We start from the raw sequence: 4,648 nt of genomic DNA on the forward strand, positions 1-4,648 counted from the left end.
AGATGAGTGGCAATTTTACGAGATGAGAATACGCCGCGGCAATAGGCATAAAACAGAATCTTAGTCATTAAAACAGGATGATACGGTGGTTGACCTTTTATCCCTTTCTCGTATACCTTGTGGATAACCGTTAGATCCAAGTGGTCAACAAGATCACTGATAAAATAAACAAGATGTTCCTTGGGTAACCAATCCTGTGGCGCGGGCGGAAATAAATATATTTGATTTGGGTTGTATGGCTTATATCCTTTGATCATAATATTGTATATTTCGACAACTTGTACCAATTGCCCTGCTAATAGTATCTAATTTTCCTTGATTATGTTAATACTCAGACAGGCTGCTAGTCTTTGCTAAGGTTGTAAATCAAAATGTTTATATAGAAGATGATGCAACAAATGAACAAAAAGAAGTAATTAATAAAATAGCCAATATACACAAAACAGCATTCACAGATGCTGATTTGCAAAAAGAGCTTGAAAAATTAGGATTTGTAGCCGAAAAAACATATGTTAAAAAGATTGAAATCCAAACCATTAACGGTGTTCAGAAACCTGTTGTCGTAGATGAAAAAGAATATCCCGGTTTTTACGATGTTTCAAGTGAAGTAAACATAATGGGTGGAACATACTCCGATTTAACCCTTTCATGTGTTGTAAATAGGGGTTATGATGAAGTTTATGGTGACCCGTGGATTAGTTTAGATTATAAATTTACGTGGAGAAATACGGAAGAAATTAATGGTACTAGAGATGGTTGGGCTTGCAATTGGGATACCGAAGAAGCATATAGAGTTGGTCAAGGTTGCGACTCAGATTTAATACTTTCAAAAAGTGCTATTGGTGGAATGGGAATGACCACTGATGATGATAATCAGGTGGGAAGAGCATGGGTAATGTTAACACCTCGTAGTGGACATACTCCTTGGACAGCACATGGAGAATTAAGTCAAGAGTATATGCATACTTATGGTATTAATTCACCTACTGTAACATTTGCTGTCAATTTAGGAATGATATCTCTTGGGGTCTCGGGTGGTGTTACATCACAAAGCTGGTCTAAGCCCTGGTATGGTACTTATTAAAGTGAGTTTAATTTAATGTTTAAGCAAAGCCCTTATAGGGCTTTGCTTAAACGTTCGAGTGTATGACAATAAGCTGATGTATTAAAGTAGACCTCACACCTAACAGGCGGCAAGAATTCGATTGCGCTGGTGTAATATTTACAACCTGGAGGCAAAAAGGAAATAGGGTTTCTAAGACAAAATACCAATAAAATTGAGGGTTTAGGAGCATATTTGTCGAAATAATGGACATGAAAAGAATATAAAAACCGTGCACTCGGAGGCTAAACATGTTTTGGAAAGTGAAAAAATTAATATTATCTTGAATATTTTATATTATCATTTGAAGTTAAATTGAACTTATAACTGCTGAGCAAAACTGACTAAAAATATTTCTTGGGAAATATCGAAGTGCTTCGCGGGTAAATGGCTTAACCTGTTCGAATGGCCCTCGGTATAGCCTAAATACGAAACACTTGGAAGCATTGCGCATCATATCTTAAAGAATACAACAAATATTAAGATTTTAACTTGCTTGTTTTTTATAAGGGTATAAAGAACATTCATATAAGATAAAGTTAAACCTATTAATTTTGCCATATGTAAGGTATTCAAAACTTATTTGGGTATAGCATTTTTATGATGGGGTTGGGAATTATGCAATTGGACTTTGATTTAAGAAGATATTGGATAATGAAAATAATGTTGTCTTTACTATTGTTTTTAATATCAGTTGGATGCACCACGTTGGAAGAGCCAAAAAATAAAACTCATAATGATAAAAATAAAATGAATGCTGAAATTCAATTAATAAAATCCATAAGTGTAAATCGCTTCAAATTAACGCCGGAGGATTTTAATAAATTTATGGGAAATGCTGGTTTTGCTGTTTTGGGTAAACAAAATCACAAAGTGGAAATGAGGAATGATAGAGATGAGGTTATGTATGTATTAAAAAATATTTATTATAATAATGATTATGTTTATGTTGATTTAGCTTTTGAATCAACATGTCTCAAAGAGCAAGGGGATATGATAGAAATACAATATGACCGTGAGGCTGTATATTCAATAGCTCGTATCAATAGCGAAAACCTATCTCACGTTCGTAATGCAATTGGATATTCTTCATATCAAATAACCGATTCAACTAAAGATGGATGGGTTGGCTTTCTTTTTAAAAAGAGGGTAGAGGATTTAGACATTGAGATTCCTTTAACAATTAATTTAAATCAAGAATATTCTGCATATATAATACTAACATTACCGGCCCAAGCTAGTCTAGTGTGACTATTGCTCTCTTTTCGCTATTCACCAAAATGATGTGCTTCAAGCCTGGATCCTTTGGTTCCAATGATCGTAAAATTGATTATTACATACTGATGGAGCATAACAGCGGCGCCAAGCCATAGAGTTGTTTACCTTTGCCAATTTAGCTATAACGGAAATGGCGGGAATAATCATGGAAACATTAATTAAAAATCTAAAAGATGCATATTGGAAAACCCGTGCCATCGCCGCGCACAGGTTGGGCGAGACCGGTGATGCCACTGCGGTCCATCCACTTATAGAAGCTTTGCTGGATGAGGAAAGGGTGGTAAGGGATAATGCTGTGGAGTCACTGGGAAAGATAGGGCCAGGTGCAATAGTGCCTCTTATAAACATTCTTGCCGACCAGGACAACCATCAATTAAGCGGCGAAGTGTCAAGAGCTTTGGTGAAAATTGGCACAAGGGCAGTGAAGCCGCTTGTCTGTTTAATGGAAAAATGCCTTAAAAACTGTGATGAGGTTATTTTTACAAGGGTGGCCAGTGTGCTGGGGGAAATTGGTGGCCCGGAAGCTGTTTTACCTCTTATTAATGCACTGAATGAAAAAAACCCATCTATACGATTGGATTCTATAAGGGCATTGGGTAAAATCGGTGACGGAAGAGCTGTTAAACCTATTATTGACGTTATAAATAAATATGGAAGTTCATTGGAGGCAATAGAGGCTTTAGGTAAATTGGGAGGTTCGGCTGCAACTTCCCAAATCAAATTATTAGATAATTCTCGTTCCAAAATAATTGCCAGGCCCAATTCATTGTTTGGGAAACCGGATATAGTCAAGAAAGGTATATTTTTTGATCAAGACAGCTGGGACGGCAGCGATATTTTCCTGGCAGGATACATTTTTATAACGGGTCGAGTGGTGGAAGCTTTACGAAAGGCTAGTCCTAAAGTGAAAAACTGGGAGGCTATACGGGCTTCAGAGTATGAAAGGTCAATAATTCTCGATACCGTTGAGCCAGGGTTTTTAACAGATGAGGATAGGGATAAAATAAATGAGTTGAGAAGAGCCATCAGGAAAGAGCAAGCGCAGAATGTGGAAATGAATAGGGAAATTATGGCCCGGACAAAAATAACCGGTGGCAAGGAGTTACTTCACCTGGTTAGGTCAGTGGTACAAAAACATTGCCTATTTAAAGGCATGGATAATCATGGTATGTGTAAGGAGATATTGAAATATCTGAGAGAAACTGGTGAAAAGGTTATTCCGCAGCTCACCGGCACTTTAAAAAACAAAGACGGAGAACTAAGATTGGGAGCAGCCTGGCTTTTAGGTGAATTGGGGGCCAAAGAGGCTATTGTGCCACTTATGGAAGCGTTAAAAGATGAAGATGACAGGGTACGCAGAGAAGTTGTGACGGCCCTTGGCAAAATCAAAGATCCCAGTACAACGATACCGCTTGTAGAATTGCTGGAAAAGGAAGATAGCGCATATGTGCGTAGCGGCATAGCCGAAATGCTTGGTGAAATAGGCGATCCCATTGCTGTTCAGCCGTTAATCTCTCTATTACATAACGAAGAAGATGTACTGGTACTGAGCGATGCCGCAACATCCCTGGGAAAAATAGGTGACCACAGGGCTATTTTACCGCTTATTGAATTATTTAATTATGAGGACAGCAACCTGGCTGAATGTGTAAAACTAGCTCTGGTGAATATGGGACAACCAGCAGTAATTCCTCTGTTACAGAGTCTGGATCATGCCAACCCTCTGGTGCGGGAAAGAGCAGCCGCGACCCTGGGGCAGATTGGTGAAAAAAAAGCAGTCTTGCCCCTTATTGATAGGCTGGCTGTGGAAAAAGACCAGGAGGTGCTAGTATCCATTGCAGAAGCACTGGGACATTTAGGGGACAAGCGGGCCGTTAGACCGCTCTTAAATCTGATTTATACCAACGAAAATAGTACTTTAAAGGCAGCAGCTCAAATGGCAGTGGAGAAGATTATTGATAAATAATCTTTCGAGAAAACCATTTTACTCTTGGGCTTGAATCCATAAGCAGGCAAACAGTGATGCAAACCCCCCGTCCCCATTTATTGGGGCCGGGGGGTTTTTTAACACTGCGCCCGTTGGATTACGCTGCCTCCCGCTGGCGCATAATAATGATTAATTATCACGATTAATAGTAGGACTTTATACGAAGGTGTAGAACCTTGATAGTTCAATCATAATTCTTGACATATAGGGTAGGGGGGTATACTATTGATTTTAGGGGGGTGAAGCGAACTGGAGGAGCAAAAACCTAAACAATGCCCGGG

At 38.7% G+C, this 4,648-nt stretch carries 4 protein-coding genes; 3 read left to right on the plus strand and 1 reads right to left on the minus strand.

The features are described 5' to 3' along the window. A partial coding sequence (locus tag LX24_RS14615; RefSeq protein ID WP_423244346.1) for a transposase occupies nt 1-257 on the minus strand: 257 nt, incomplete at its 3' end. Nucleotides 258-463: 206 nt separating this feature from the next. Here LX24_RS14615 and LX24_RS14620 point away from each other — a divergent pair. From LX24_RS14620 to LX24_RS14630, 3 genes are all read left to right on the plus strand, one after another. Beyond that, nucleotides 464-1,084: a hypothetical protein gene (locus LX24_RS14620; RefSeq protein WP_166512864.1), complete on the plus strand. Its 621-nt coding sequence runs from the start codon at nt 464-466 to the stop codon at nt 1,082-1,084. A 636-nt stretch (nt 1,085-1,720) separates the two neighbouring features. After that, nucleotides 1,721-2,353 carry a hypothetical protein gene (locus LX24_RS14625; RefSeq protein ID WP_166512865.1) on the plus strand — a complete coding sequence of 211 codons (633 nt, stop codon included), beginning with the start codon at nt 1,721-1,723 and terminating at the stop codon, nt 2,351-2,353. 172 nt (nt 2,354-2,525) lie between these two features. Then, nucleotides 2,526-4,346, plus strand: a complete 1,821-nt coding sequence (locus LX24_RS14630) for a HEAT repeat domain-containing protein (protein ID WP_166512866.1) — start codon at nt 2,526-2,528, stop codon at nt 4,344-4,346. Nucleotides 4,347-4,648: the final 302 nt, after the last annotated feature.

Origin of the sequence: Desulfallas thermosapovorans DSM 6562 (genome assembly GCF_008124625.1) — a bacterium.
Classification (GTDB): Bacteria; Bacillota; Desulfotomaculia; order Desulfotomaculales; family Desulfallaceae; genus Sporotomaculum; species Sporotomaculum thermosapovorans.

What these genes read in the sequence shown, in the direction of transcription:
- LX24_RS14630 (WP_166512866.1), top strand. Translation starts at nt 2,526, where the DNA reads ATGGAAACATTAATTAAAAATCTAAAAGATGCATATTGGAAAACCCGT.
- LX24_RS14625 (WP_166512865.1), top strand. Translation starts at nt 1,721, where the DNA reads ATGCAATTGGACTTTGATTTAAGAAGATATTGGATAATGAAAATAATG.